This window comes from Burkholderia sp. 9779_493 (assembly GCF_015712215.1).
Classification (GTDB): domain Bacteria; phylum Pseudomonadota; class Gammaproteobacteria; order Burkholderiales; family Burkholderiaceae; genus Burkholderia; species Burkholderia cenocepacia.
Map to the genome: position 1 here is coordinate 14447 of NZ_JACCQA010000038.1, position 12565 is coordinate 27011.

The 12565-nt window shown below is 68.7% G+C and carries 9 protein-coding genes and 2 pseudogenes; 6 read left to right on the forward strand and 5 right to left on the reverse strand.

Annotated features, from left to right (window positions below; translation table 11 throughout):
• Position 1 precedes the first annotated feature (1 nt).
• Positions 2-2494 carry a xanthine dehydrogenase family protein molybdopterin-binding subunit gene (locus H0X95_RS29295; protein WP_059723819.1) on the forward strand — a complete coding sequence of 831 codons (2493 nt, stop codon included), beginning with the start codon at positions 2-4 and terminating at the stop codon, positions 2492-2494.
• Between the two features lie 118 nt (positions 2495-2612).
• On the opposite strand, the gene H0X95_RS29300 is transcribed toward H0X95_RS29295, so the two are convergent.
• On the reverse strand, positions 2613-3638 hold the full coding sequence (locus H0X95_RS29300; RefSeq protein WP_043205889.1) for an AraC family transcriptional regulator: 1026 nt from the start codon (positions 3636-3638) through the stop codon (positions 2613-2615).
• Between the two features lie 350 nt (positions 3639-3988).
• Between H0X95_RS29300 and H0X95_RS29305 the strand changes: the two genes are divergently transcribed.
• The 5 genes from H0X95_RS29305 to H0X95_RS29325 all read left to right on the forward strand — a co-directional run bounded on the left by H0X95_RS29305 (position 3989) and on the right by H0X95_RS29325 (position 8891).
• Positions 3989-5236, forward strand: coding sequence for a dienelactone hydrolase family protein (locus tag H0X95_RS29305; protein ID WP_059723821.1), 1248 nt, complete (start codon positions 3989-3991; stop codon positions 5234-5236).
• Positions 5237-5276: 40 nt separating this feature from the next.
• Positions 5277-6065, forward strand: coding sequence for an SDR family oxidoreductase (locus H0X95_RS29310; protein WP_006486288.1), 789 nt, complete (start codon positions 5277-5279; stop codon positions 6063-6065).
• Positions 6066-6132: 67 nt separating this feature from the next.
• Positions 6133-7371, forward strand: coding sequence for a styrene monooxygenase/indole monooxygenase family protein (locus H0X95_RS29315; protein ID WP_059723823.1), 1239 nt, complete (start codon positions 6133-6135; stop codon positions 7369-7371).
• Between the two features lie 5 nt (positions 7372-7376).
• Positions 7377-7904, forward strand: coding sequence for a flavin reductase family protein (locus tag H0X95_RS29320; RefSeq protein WP_006486282.1), 528 nt, complete (start codon positions 7377-7379; stop codon positions 7902-7904).
• A gap of 36 nt (positions 7905-7940) precedes the next feature.
• Positions 7941-8891, forward strand: a complete 951-nt coding sequence (locus H0X95_RS29325) for a SphA family protein (RefSeq protein ID WP_059723888.1) — start codon at positions 7941-7943, stop codon at positions 8889-8891.
• 279 nt (positions 8892-9170) lie between these two features.
• On the opposite strand, the gene H0X95_RS29330 is transcribed toward H0X95_RS29325, so the two are convergent.
• The 4 genes and pseudogenes from H0X95_RS29330 to H0X95_RS29340 form a co-directional block, all read right to left on the reverse strand.
• Positions 9171-10145 carry a type II secretion system F family protein gene (locus tag H0X95_RS29330; protein ID WP_006486292.1) on the reverse strand — a complete coding sequence of 325 codons (975 nt, stop codon included), beginning with the start codon at positions 10143-10145 and terminating at the stop codon, positions 9171-9173.
• A gap of 36 nt (positions 10146-10181) precedes the next feature.
• A pseudogene (locus H0X95_RS36410) lies at positions 10182-10769 on the reverse strand (type II secretion system F family protein); the annotation flags it as partial.
• 92 nt (positions 10770-10861) lie between these two features.
• Positions 10862-11159 (reverse strand): annotated as a pseudogene (locus H0X95_RS36415) (type II secretion system F family protein); the annotation flags it as partial.
• A gap of 35 nt (positions 11160-11194) precedes the next feature.
• Entirely contained in the window at positions 11195-12562 is a 1368-nt protein-coding gene (locus tag H0X95_RS29340) for a CpaF family protein (protein ID WP_006486287.1), read from the reverse strand.
• Positions 12563-12565: the final 3 nt, after the last annotated feature.

Consider the following 12565-nt stretch of genomic DNA (forward strand, 5'->3'; position numbering starts at 1 on the left):
CATGCGTATCCGCACTTTCGGGCGTCCGGCAAGCGCCGACGCCCCCCACCGCGATGCATCCTCCGTCACCGGAGCCGATGCTCCGATGCCCGGCCGGCGCGGCTTCCTGAAGCTGACGATGGCGGCGAGCGGCTGCCTCGCGCTCGGCATCGCGCCGACGCGGGCGCGGGCCGAAGCCGGCAGAACCGTTCAGCCTTCGCCACCTCAAGCATTCCTGATCATTGCGCCGGACAACACCGTGACCGTCGCCGTCAACCGCACCGAGTCCGGCCAGGGCGTCAGCACCGCGCTGCCGATGGCGCTGGCCGACGAACTCGATGCCGACTGGCGCAACGTGCGCACCGTGCTCGCGCCGGCGGGCGAGCCGTACAAGGACCCGGTGACGGGTATCCAGATGACGGCCGGCTCGACGTCGGTCAATCACTCGTTCGCGCAGTACCGCGAACTCGGCGCCTCCGCTCGCGCGATGCTCGTCGCCGCGGCCGCGCAGCGCTGGAACGTCGATCCCGCCACCTGCCGGACGGCGAACGGTGTCGTGACGTCCGGCAACTACCGCGCGACCTACGGCGAACTCGCACCGGCCGCGATGGCGATGCCGGTACCGCAGCGGGTGTCGTTGAAGTCGCCGGACCAGTTCCGCATCATCGGCAAGCCGACGCCGCGCATCGACGCGCGCGGGATGCTCGACGGCACGCTCAAGTACGGGATGGATTGGCGTCTGCCGGACACGATGGTGGCCGTGGTCGCGCGCCCGCCGCGCTTCGGCGGCAAGGTCGCGAGCTACGATGCGGCCGCGGCCCGCGCCGTCAAGGGCGTGGTCGAGGTCGTCGAGATTCCGACCGATCGCGGCGGCACCGGCGTGGCCGTGATCGCGAACGGCTACTGGCCGGCCAAGCTCGGCCGCGATGCGCTGAAGATCACGTGGAAGGACGCCGGCTCGACCGTCACGTCATCCGAACAGATGCAGGCGTACAAGCAGCTCGCCGGCACGCCGGGCACCGTGGTGCGCACGGCCGACGCGGGCAGCGCGCCGCCGGCGGCCACGCGCATTCGGAAGGATTACGAATTTCCGTATCTCGCGCATGCGGCGATGGAGCCGCTCAGCTGCACGGTCGACGTCGGGCCGGCGAGCTGCGCGTGCGGGATCAAGATCTGGGGCGGCTCGTCGCTGCAGACGAGCGACCGCGCGGCGGTCGCGAAGGCGCTCGGCGTCGCGCCGGAGAAAGTCCAGATCTTCACGCTGACGTCGGGCGGCGACTATGGCCGGCGCTCGACGCCGACGTCGGACTACGTGGTCGAAGCCGCCCACGTGTCCGCCGCATACCTCGCGGCCGGCCATCTCGGCCCGGTCAAGACGATCTGGACGCGCGAGGATGATCTGCGCGGCGGCTATTACCGCCCGATGGTGCTGCATCGCGTCGACATCGGCGTGGACGGCAGCGGCGCGGTGCGCGACTGGCAGCATGTGGTCGTCGGCCAGTCGGTGCTGAAGGGCTCGCCGCTCGAGCGCACGACGATGCTCAAGCGCGGCACCGATCCCAACCTGACCGAAGGCGTCGCGAACAGCCCGTACGGCTTCCCGATGCAGGTATCGGTCCATCAGACCGACGCCGACGTGCCGGTCCAGACCTGGCGCTCGGGCGGCAACACGCATACGGCGTTCGTGATGGAAACGCTGGTCGACGAGCTCGCGCACTCGGCGCGGCAGGATCCGGTCGCGTACCGGATGGCGCGGCTGGCCGGCCCCGAGCACACCGCGCATCGCCAGGCGCTCGCGCTGGCCGTCGACAAGTCCGGCTACGGCATCCGCACGCTGCCGGCCGGGCGCGCGTGGGGGGTCGCGATGCACGAAACGGCCGGCTCGGTCGTCGCGTACGTGACGGAAGTGTCGATCGAAGCGCAACAACCGCGCGTGCATCGCGTGACGGCCGGCGTGTATGCGGGGCGCATCGTCAACCCGACCGGTGCGGAAGCGCAGATCCAGGGCGGCGCGCTGTTCGGTCTCGCGACGACGAAGCCGGGCTTCGCGATCGACGTCGACCATGGCGCGGTCCGCAACGCCGGGTTCGCCGACTATTCGCCGATACGCATGCAGGAAGCGCCGCCGGTGGATGTCTTCTTCGTTCCGTCGGACGCTCAGCCGACCGGGCTGAGCGACGCCGGCGTGCCGCCGATCGCGCCGGCGGTGGCCAACGGGGCGTTCGTGCTGACCGGCGAGCGGGTGCATGCGTTGCCGTTCGCGCCGATGCTGGTCGCGGCGGCCGCGCCCGCGATGCCGGCGGCCCCCGCGGCGGCGGCCGACGAGGATCCGTACGGCGACCTGCCGGCCGGCGGCTGCCGGTTGCCGCACAAGGTCAAGCCGGCCGCGTTGAAGCCCAAGGCCGATCAAAGCCACGCGGGCGTCGGCCAGGCGCCCGCGGTGCCGAAATTCCTGCGGCCGAAACGGCGCGCCGGAATTCCGTGCATCGAGGATCTGAAGAAAGGCACGGTGTGACGTAGACGTTCCGGCAAGCGGCCGCGCCCGGCGCCCCCGCCGGGCCGCCGGCCGCATTGCCCTTCGCCCTTCGCCCTTCGCCCTTCGCCACGGCGGGACAGCGCGCCCGCCGTCGCGTTCACCCCCGCACGCGCCGCATCCTGAGCGTCGCCGACGGCGATTCGCCGAACACCCGCTTGTACTCGATCGCGAAGCGCCCGAGGTGCGCGAAACCCCATTTCAGCGCGATATCGGTGACCGACGCGAGCCCCGGCGTGTCGTCGGCCAGCAGTTCCTCGCGGACATGTTGCAGCCGCAACTGCCGCACGAAGCCCATCGGCGTGATCCCGTGGCGATTGCGAAAGCCGGCGAACAGCGTGCTCGGGCTGACGCCGGCGAGATCGGCGAGCCGTTCGATCGTCAGCGGCTCGTCGAGATGCGCGCGAATGTATTCCTCGACGCGCCGCACATAGAACGGCGCGAGCGCAGTCGGCCGAGGCCGCGCACCGTCGCGTGCGCTGTTCGGGTGGCCGTGCAGCAGCAGGTTGAGCAGCGTCGATTCGAGCTGCTCGAACGCGAGCGGATGGCGCAACGGATGCGCGTCCGTCGCGATCGCGCCGGCGAGCACCGGCAGTAGTTGCGCGAGACAGGCGCCCTGCGGCGACGACAGGCTGAATTCCGGTTCGAATTCGACGCTCGCACGCCGGTCGTCGCCGAAATGCCGCTGCGCGTGACGCTCCATCACTTCGCGCTCGATGCGCAGGATTACCTGCGGGCACGCGTCGCCCCAGCGCATCTTCAACGGCAGCGTCGGCGAAAGCAGTGACGCGGTGCCCGGTGACGACACGAAGCGCGTCGCGCCGCATTCGATCTCGGCGTCGCCGCGCAGCGGAATCTGCAGCAGGAAGAAATGTTCGAGCGGCCCCGGCTCGATGCTGACGCCGCCACCGTAATCGAGCAGGTTCAACGACAGGTTGCCCCAGCGCGCATGGTGCATGCAGCTGTGCAGCGCGCGCGATTCGCCGGTCGGCGTAAGCCGGTGCGGCTTGAACACATCGGCCACGCGTGCGCGCACCTCGTCGACGTCGTTCGACTGCAGCAGCAGCGTGTCGTGATTGAAACAGGCGGCATCGGCCAGCCAGCCGGTTTCGAAAAATTGCGCCATCGAAGTTCTCCCGTCGTGCTCGATCGCACTCGCGCCGTGCATGCATTCCCGCTATCGGGGAATGCGTCGCACGATCCGGACAGCGCCCGGAGTATCCGGACAGTCCGTCCTACGAAACACGCAAGTCCCGCGCAAGCCACGCAAGAAGCGGACCGTTCGCGCATCGTAGAAAACTGTGCGGGCCTTCCGCATCCGCACATACCCGCACTCGGCCCCGGCCCGCCGGCCTGCGGCAGCCGCTGCCGCAGGTTTCCGGAATTCGCGGATACCGGCCGAAGAAAGCGGATAGAAACGCCCATTTCGGCCGCCAATACTGGGCCGTCACCGAAACCAACCGCATGGAGGGACCCATGAACGGACGTCACATCGAGATTCCATCGCCGGACGGCGGCGCGTTCCGCGCGTACCTGAGCACGCCGGCCGGCGGCACCGGGCCGGGCATCGTGCTCTGTCACGAGATCTTCGGCGCGAACGCGACGATGCGCGACGTGGCCGACTATTACGCCGAGGAAGGCTATACGGTGCTCGTGCCGGACCTGTTCTGGCGCCAGGCCCCGGGCATCGAGCTCGATGATACGGCGGCCGATTTCGAGCGCGCGATGGCCCTTTACCGCGAATACGACGAAAACAAGGGCGTCGAGGACATCGGCGCCGCGCTGGCCGTGCTCCGCCGCCGGCCGGAATGCACGGGTGAGGCCGGCGTGCTCGGCTACTGCCTCGGCGGCAAGCTCGCGTATCTCGCCGCGTGCCGGCTGCCGGACGTGGCCGCGGCGGTCAGCTACTACGGCGTGGGCATCGAGCACGCGCTGGACGAAGCCGCGCACCTGCACGGGCGGCTGGTGCTGCAGATCGCGGAGCTGGACCGCTTCTGCCCGCCCGACGCGCAGCAGCGCATCGCGGCTGCGCTGGCGGGCCGCGACGGCGTCGAAGTCTACGTCTACCCCGGCGTCGATCATGCATTCGCCCGCGCCGGCGGCGATCATTTCGACAAGGCCGCCGCGGTCATGGCCCACCAGCGCGCGATCGCCGCGTTCCGCGCCGCGCTCGGCCCGCGCTACGACCTGTCCGCGCTGTGGGAAACGCACCTGAAGCACGAGTTCGACACGCGCAACGTCGACACGACGATGGCCACGATGGTCGCCGAGCCGTACGTCAACCATATTCCGACGCTGACGGGCGGCGTCGGCCACGACGAGCTCAAGCGCTTCTACACGCATCACTTCGTGCATGCAAACCCGCCCGACACGACGATCACGCCGATCTCGCGCACGATCGGCGCGAGCCAGATCGTCGACGAGCTGCTGTTCCGCTTCACGCACACCACCGAGATCGACTGGATGCTGCCGGGTGTCGCGCCGACCGGCAAGCGCGTCGAGATTCCGCTCGTCGCGATCGTCAAGTTTCGCGGCGACAAGCTCTATCACGAGCACATCTACTGGGACCAGGCGAGCGTGCTCGTGCAGATCGGCCTGCTCGACCCGGCCGGCCTGCCGGTGGCGGGCGTCGACACGGCCCGCAAGCTGCTCGACGAAACCGTCCCGTCGAACGGCCTGATGCGCCGCTGGCACGACAGCACGCCATCGACGGATACGCACTGACGCGCCCTTTCCCTCCCCCCACGATTCCCGGAGACACTCCATGAATGCCCTTGCTGGCAAAGTCGCGCTCGTCACCGGCGGCGCCACGCTGATCGGCGCCGCGGTCGCGCAGGACCTGAGCCGCGCCGGCGCATGCGTCGCGATCCTCGATCTCGATGCGGACAACGGCGCACGCGTGGCCGCGTCGCTCGGCGAACGGGCGCTGTTCCTCGCGCTCGACATCACCGACGACCGTGCGATCGAGCGCGCGGTCGCGGCGATCGTCGAGCGGTTCGGCGCGATCGACGTGCTCGTCAACCTCGCGTGCAGCTATGTCGACAACGGCATCCACGCGACCCGCAACGACTGGCTTGCCGCGATGGACGTCAACGTCGTGTCGGCCGCGATGCTCGCGAAGGCCGTGCATCCGCACATGGCCCGGCGCGGCGGCGGTGCGATCGTGAACTTCAGCTCGATCTCCGCGCAGTGCGCGCAAACCGGCCGCTGGCTGTATCCGACCTCGAAGGCCGCGATCCGCCAGCTCACGCGCAGCATGGCGATGGATCTCGCGCCCGATCGCATCCGCGTCAACTCGGTATCGCCGGGCTGGACCTGGTCGCGCGTGATGGACGAGATGACGCGCGGCGACCGCGCGAAGACCGATCGCGTCGCCGCGCCGTTCCACCTGCTCGGGCGCGTCGGCGATCCGTCGGAAGTCGCGCAGGTCGTCACGTTCCTGTGCAGCGACGCGGCGAGCTTCGTGACGGGCGCCGACTACGCGGTGGACGGCGGCTATGCCGCGATGGGCCCCGAACAGGCGGTGCCGGCGATTCCGCGGCTCGCGGAGTGACCGTGCCGCGTCGCCGCTGCTTCCCGCAACCATTCCGGCCGTCACGCGGCCAACCGAGGACATTCCCATGAGACGCATCGCTATCGTCGGCGCCGGCCAGTCCGGCCTGCAACTCGCCTTCGCCCTGCTCGACCAGGGCTACCACGTCACGCTCGCGACCAACCGCGATGCGGAGCAGATTCGCACGGGCAAGGTCATGTCGAGCCAGTGCATGTTCCACACGTCGTTGCAGATCGAGCGCGATCTCGGCCTGAATACGTGGGAGGAAGCGTGCCCGGCCGTCGAAGGCATCGGCATCGCGGTGCCGCACCCGGACGGCCACGGCCGCAAGGCGATCGACTGGTCGTCGCGCCTCACCCGCTACGCGCAGTCGGTCGACCAGCGCGTGAAGATGGCCGACTGGCTCGACGGCGTGCGCCGCCGCGGCGCGGACGTGCGCATCGCCGACATCGGCGTGCCCGAACTCGAGGCACTCGCGCGCAGCCACGACCTCGTGCTGCTCGCGGCCGGCAAGGGCGACATCGTCGGCCTGCTCGGACGCGACGACGCACGCAGCCCGTTCGACCGCCCGCAGCGCGCGCTGGCCCTCACCTACGTGAAAGGGATGACGCCGAGCGAGCCGTATTCGCGCGTACGCTTCAACCTGCTGCCGGGCATCGGCGAGTACTTCGTGTTTCCCGCGCTGACCACCACGGGCCCGTGCGAAATCATGGTGTTCGAAGGCATCCCGGGCGGCCCGCTCGACTGCTGGGCCGACGTGAAGACGCCCGAGCAGCATCTGGACCGCAGCCTGTCGTTCCTGCAGCAGTACGTGCCGTGGGAATTCGAACGCTGCCGCGACGTCGAACTCACCGATCCGAACGGCACGTTGGCCGGACGTTTCGCGCCGACCGTGCGCAAGCCGTTCTTCCGCTTGCCGTCGGGCCGCACCGTGTTCGGGATGGCCGATGCGGTGGTGGTGAACGATCCGATCACCGGCCAGGGCTCGAACAACGCCGCGAAATGCGCAAACGCGTATTTCGACGCGATCGTCGCGCGCGGCGCCGCGCCGTTCGGCGAAGACTGGATGCAGCAGACCTTCGAAGGCTATTGGGCCTATGCGCAGCATGTCGTGCGCTGGACCAACTCGCTGCTCACCCCGCCGCCGCCGCACATTCTCGAACTGCTCGGCGCGGCCGGCCAGTCGCCGTCGCTCGCGAAAACGATCGTCGACGGCTTCGACGACCCGCGCCAGTTCGCGCCGTGGTGGTTCGAACCGTCGGCCTGCGCGGCGCTGATCCGCGAACACAGCGTGCGTGCGGAGTAACCGCCATGGAAACGACCGTTACCGACCGCGCGGCCCTCGACCCGATGCAGTTGCGCGCCGCATTCGGGCAGTTCCCGACCGGCGTCACCGTGATCACCACGTGCGCGGCCGACGGGCGCAAGGTGGGCCTCACCGCGAATTCGTTCTCGTCGCTGTCGCTCGATCCGCCGCTCGTGCTGTGGAGCCTGCGCAAGGTCGCGCCGAGCCGCCCGGATTTCGTCGCGGCCACGCACTTCGCGATCAACATCCTCGCGCACGACCAGATCGACCTGTCGCGGCGCTTCGCGACGCCCAGCGCCGACAAGTTCGACGGCGTGCCGCACGTCGCATCGGAGAGCGGCGGCGTGCCATGCCTCGCCGGCGCGAGCGCGCGCTTCGTGTGCCGCAACGTCGGCCACTACGCAGGCGGCGACCACCTGCTCTTCATCGGCGAGATCGAACGGTTCGACGCATTCGGCAAGGCGCCGCTCGTGTTCCATGCCGGCCAGTATCGCGCGATCACCGATCATCCCGATCTTTTACGTTCCTTTTAATTAGTCATACAAACGAATAACCAGAAGGTGGTGAACATGAAAATCGGCTCTCGCCTGCTCGTCGCCGCAGGCTTCGCGATCGCCGGCCTCGCCGGCCCCGCGCGGGCGGCCGACCTGCCCGCGGTCAACCTCGGCATGACCAGTTTCCTCGACGGGATGCCGCCGGCCGGCGCCGGCTGGTACGGCACGCAGTATCTGCAGTACTACACGGCCGGCCGCGTCAACGACAATGCGGGCAACAAGGTCGGGTTGCCGAAGCAGGACATCGACCTGTTCGCCGGATTGAGCCAGCTCGTCTATCAGTCGCCGCTGACGTTCGCGGGCATGCATCCGGGCCTCGACGTGATCCTGCCGTGGATTGCGTCCGCGCGCACCGACGACGGCATCGGCAACGTCGCGCTGAATGCGCGCGCCGGCTTCGGCGATCTGCTGATCGGCCCGTTCATCCAGTTCGACCCGGTGATGGGCGCGCAGGGCCCGCGCTTCGCACAGCGCGTCGAATTCCAGTTCATCGTGCCGACCGGCGCATACGATCCGTCGCGCGCGATCAATCCCGGCAGCCATTTCTGGTCGTTCGATCCGTACTGGGCGGCGACGCTGTGGCTCACGCCGAAATGGACCGTGTCGTGGCGGCTGCACTATCTGTGGAACGCGACCAACCATCAGCCGGCCACGGCACTCGGCCCGGACGTGACGTCGACGCAGGCCGGCCAGGCGCTCCACGTGAACTTCGCGACCGAGTACGAAGTGCGGCCCGGCCTGCGGCTGGGGCTCAACGGCTACTGGCTGCGCCAGACCACCGACATGAAGGCCAACGGGCAGGACGTGCCGGGCACGCGCGAAGCAGTATTCGCGATCGGGCCGGGGGCGATGGTCAGCTTCTCGCCGCACGATCACCTGCTGTTCAACGCGTACTTCGAGACCTATGCGCGCAACCGGCCGCAGGGCACGCGGATGGTGCTGCGCTACGTGCATCACTTCCAGTGACGCGCGGCGCGCCGGCTGCCCCGCTACGGGGCGCCGCCGCTTCAACGGGTTAGCAGTAGGGGGCAGCCGTGAAGGCGGTGGACTACGGCTTGTTCCATGGCCGACCATGGGTCCAGGATGCATTGACGCCGCTATGGTCGACCTGTCTCGCGGCGCCGCCTGGGGAGGGAGCCTCCATGAAGCCTGTTGCCGTGCCGGCCGCCGGATGGCCAGCGGGTGGCCCGGGGGCCGGCACATCCAGCCTTTATCGATGCGCGCGAAGCCGCATCCGCGCGCCGCTCACTGCGCGATGCCAACGAACGTCGGCAGCAGCACGCGATAGACGTGAATCATCGCCGGGCCGAGCAGCACCACCATCAGCGCGGGAAAGATGCAGAAGATCAGCGGGAACAGCAGCTTCAGCGCGATCTTCGCCGCCCGTTCCTCCGCGCGCATCCGGCGCCGCGTGCGCAGCATGTCGGACAGCACGCGCAGCGATTCGCTGATGCTCGTGCCGAACCGGTCGGCCTGGATCAGCATCGCGCAGAACGACTCGATGTCCTCCACGCCGGTGCGCAGCGCGAGATTGCGCAGCGCCGTCTCCTTCGTGAAGCCGGAGCGCATCTCGAGCAGCAGCAGGTCGAGTTCGCTCGCGACCACCTCGCTGCGAAACCGCAGCTCCTCGCTCACCTTCATCAGCGCCGCGTCGAGCCCGAGCCCCGCTTCGACGCACACCGTCAGCAGGTCGAGCGCGTCCGGGAAATCCTCGAAGATCTTCTGCTGGCGCACCTTGACCCGCTGCGACAGCACCACGTTCGGGATGTAGTAGCCGATCCCCGCGAGCGCCACGAGGATCACCGACAGCAGCGCGCGCTCGTCGCCGAGCGACGTCGTGATCAGCACCAGCAGCGCCGCGCACGGCAGGCCGAGCGCGAGCATCGTCTTCGCGGTGAAGTACAGCGCGGCCGCGCTCGGGTTGCGCCAGCCGGCATTCATCAGCCGGATGCGCAGCGGCGAATTCTCCCAGCCCTCCTTCGGCACCGACAGCTTCGAGATCGGGGTGGACAACTCGACCAGCTTCGCGACCCAGCGCGACGCCAGGTCGTCGCCGTCGCCCGGGCCGGCGATGGCGCCCGCCCCGGCGCCGCCCGCCTGCTCGATCCGGCGCTGGATGCTGCGCGGCGCGAACAGCAGCATCGCGACGAGCACGCCGCCGGCCACGAAGATGAACAAGCCGCCCAGCATCACGGCCTGGACCACGCTCAGGTTTTGCATGACAACCTCGCAACGGTTCGTTATTCGGCTCGCGCGTCAGACGCGAATGCGGACGATACGGCGGATCCAGAACAGGCCGAACAGCATCGACACCAGCATCGTGCCGACCATCCGGATCCCGGCCGGATCCTCCCAGAGCACCGACAGGAATTCGCGGTTCAGCAGCGCCATCACCGCCGCGGTACCGAACGGCAGCAGCCCGAGAATCCACGCGGACAGCCGTCCTTCCGCCGACAGCACGCGCACCTTGTCGAACAGCTTGAAGCGCTCGCGAATGAGTCCGGCGATGCTGTCGAGCAACTCGGCCAGGTTGCCGCCCGTCTCGCGCTGGATCAGCACCGCGATCACGAAGTAGCGCAGATCCTGCACCGGCACGCGCGTCGCGAGATTCATCAGCGCGTCGTGCAACGACACGCCGTAGTTGACCTCGTCGAACGTGACGCGGAATTCGCCGCCCATCGGCTCGGAAAACTCGTCGCCGACCATCCCGAGCGTGCTCGTGAACGAATGACCGGAACGCAGCGCGCGCGCGATCATGTCGCAGATGTCCGGCAATTGCCGCTCGAGCTTGCGCATCCGCCGGGCGCGGCAGCGCAGCACGTACAGCATCGGCAGCCAGCCGGCGAACAGCGCGAGCGGCACCGCGGCGAGCTGCGGCAACCGCATGAAACTCGCCACGAACCACGTGAGCGCCGCGAACGTCGCGCTGAGCGTGATCAGCTTCGGCAGCGTCCAGTCGAGGCCCGACTGCTGGATCACGAGATCGAGCGTATGCACGCGCGGCAGGCGCAGCAGCAGCCGGTCGAACGGCTTCGACTCGTCGAGCATCCGCTTCTTCAGGATCGACAGCCGCTCCTGCTGGACGTTGCCGCCGGCCGACATCGCGCGAATGCGCGATTCGATCCGGCGCGCGGCGGTGCCGTGCCGCGCGTTCCACCATTGATAGATGCCTTCGATCGACAGCACGACCGCGACGAAGGTGAGAATCACAAAACCGTAAAAGATCGCATTCATGAGGCCTCTCCCCGGCAGCACACGGCGCCCTGGCGTCAATCCGTCTCGTAACGCACGGACGGGTCGTACAGCGAATCCGGCAGGTTGATGCCGAACGCCTGCAGCCGCTCGACGAACTTCGGCCGCACGCCGGTCGCGCAGAAGTGGCCGCGCACCGAGCCGTCGCGGTCCACGCCGGTGCGCTTGAACGTGAAGATCTCCTGCATGTTGATGATGTCGCCTTCCATTCCGGTCAGTTCCTGGATGCTGATGATCTTGCGTTTGCCGTCGGTCAGCCGCGCCGCCTGCACGACCACCGAGATCGCCGACGCGATCTGCTGGCGCATCGTCTTCGGCGGCAGCGTGAGGCCGGAGACGCTGACCATGTTCTCGAGCCGCGTCAGCGCGTCGCGCGGCGTGTTCGCGTGAATCGTCGCGAGCGAGCCTTCGTGACCGGTGTTCATCGCGTTGAGCATGTCGAGCGCTTCGGCGCCGCGCACTTCGCCGAGGATGATCCGGTCCGGGCGCATCCGCAGCGCGTTGCGCACCAGCGTGCGCTGCGTGATCTCGCCCTTGCCCTCGATGTTCGGCGGGCGCGTTTCGAGCCGCAGCACGTGCGGCTGCTGCAGTTGCAGCTCGGCGGCGTCCTCGATCGTCACGATCCGCTCGTTGCGCGGAATGAAGCCGGACAGGATGTTGAGCAGCGTCGTCTTGCCGCTGCCGGTGCCGCCCGACACCAGCACGTTCACCTTCGCGCGCGACAGCGCGTCGAGCAGCTCGGCCATCGGCGGCGTCAGGCTGTGGAAGCGCACCAGGTCGTCCATCTTCAGCGGATTGACCGCGAAACGCCGGATCGACATCAGCGGCCCGTCGATCGCGGACGGCGGGATGATCGCGTTCACGCGCGAACCGTCCGGCAGCCGCGCGTCGACCATCGGGCTCGATTCGTCGATGCGGCGCCCGACGCGCGACACGATCTTCTCGATCACCTTCATCAGGTGCGCGTCGTCGTAGAACGTCACGTCGGTCAGTTCGAGCTGGCCGCAGCGCTCGACGTAGACCTGCCGGTAGGTGTTCACGAGGATGTCGGAAATGCCGGGGTCGCGCAGCAGCGCCTCGAGCGGGCCGAAGCCGAACATTTCGTCGTACACGTCGATCGCGAGCTGGCGCCGCTCGATGTCGTTCGCCGGCAGCCGCTCCTCGTCGAGGATGCGCGCGATCAGCGCGCCGATCTCCATGCGGACCTGATCCTGGTGCAGCCGCGACAGGCGCTCGAGCTCGACGCGCTCGAGCACGGCCAGGTGGATTTCGCGACGCAGCTTCTGGTATGCGTCGCGCACCGACGAATGCGCCGGGCCGGCCGGTTCGTTGCCTGCCGCCAGCGGCTGGGCCCGGTGCAAGGACATCTGTTCGCGCAATGACATGAT

What these genes read in the sequence shown, in the direction of transcription:
- H0X95_RS29325 (WP_059723888.1), top strand. Translation starts at nt 7,941, where the DNA reads ATGAAAATCGGCTCTCGCCTGCTCGTCGCCGCAGGCTTCGCGATCGCC.
- H0X95_RS29305 (WP_059723821.1), top strand. Translation starts at nt 3,989, where the DNA reads ATGAACGGACGTCACATCGAGATTCCATCGCCGGACGGCGGCGCGTTC.
- H0X95_RS29295 (WP_059723819.1), top strand. Translation starts at nt 2, where the DNA reads ATGCGTATCCGCACTTTCGGGCGTCCGGCAAGCGCCGACGCCCCCCAC.
- H0X95_RS29310 (WP_006486288.1), top strand. Translation starts at nt 5,277, where the DNA reads ATGAATGCCCTTGCTGGCAAAGTCGCGCTCGTCACCGGCGGCGCCACG.
- H0X95_RS29320 (WP_006486282.1), top strand. Translation starts at nt 7,377, where the DNA reads ATGGAAACGACCGTTACCGACCGCGCGGCCCTCGACCCGATGCAGTTG.
- H0X95_RS29315 (WP_059723823.1), top strand. Translation starts at nt 6,133, where the DNA reads ATGAGACGCATCGCTATCGTCGGCGCCGGCCAGTCCGGCCTGCAACTC.
- H0X95_RS29300 (WP_043205889.1), bottom strand. Translation starts at nt 3,638, where the DNA reads ATGGCGCAATTTTTCGAAACCGGCTGGCTGGCCGATGCCGCCTGTTTC.
- H0X95_RS29340 (WP_006486287.1), bottom strand. Translation starts at nt 12,562, where the DNA reads ATGTCATTGCGCGAACAGATGTCCTTGCACCGGGCCCAGCCGCTGGCG.
- H0X95_RS29330 (WP_006486292.1), bottom strand. Translation starts at nt 10,145, where the DNA reads ATGCAAAACCTGAGCGTGGTCCAGGCCGTGATGCTGGGCGGCTTGTTC.